We start from the raw sequence: 342 nt of genomic DNA, 5'->3' as shown, positions 1-342 counted from the left end.
CGGGCACGGGGGAGATCTTGAGCTTGCGGGCAATGGCAAGGCCCACCGGGGCCACCATGAGCACTGTGGCAACATTGTCCACAAAGGCGCTGATGACCCCGGCAATAAGGGCCAGCATACACACGGCCCATTTCACATTGGGCACCCGCACGATGAGCAGCTCGGCCAGCCGGGCGGGCATCCTGCTCTCAATGAAGAGGGAGACCGTGCCCATGGTGCCCGCCATCATCAGCAGGACATTGAAGTCCACCGCCCGGGCGGCATCCATCCGGGTGAAGTCCCACAGGCCCGCCGCGCCCAGAGCCAGAAACAGAGCGGCCCCGCCCAGCGCGGCAAAAGGCC

Annotated in this window: 1 protein-coding gene; it reads right to left on the bottom strand. The window is 65.8% G+C overall.

The features are described from left to right. A partial coding sequence (locus tag P0G09_RS16225; protein WP_275253182.1) for an SLC13 family permease occupies window positions 1–342 on the bottom strand: 342 nt, incomplete at both ends.

The sequence above is a fragment of the Faecalibacterium sp. DFI.5.82 genome (genome assembly GCF_029076575.1).
GTDB lineage: Bacteria > Bacillota > Clostridia > Oscillospirales > Ruminococcaceae > Faecalibacterium > Faecalibacterium duncaniae.
The sequence above is the reverse complement of the archived record's forward strand: the minus strand, read 5'-3'. Positions and strand labels throughout refer to the sequence as shown.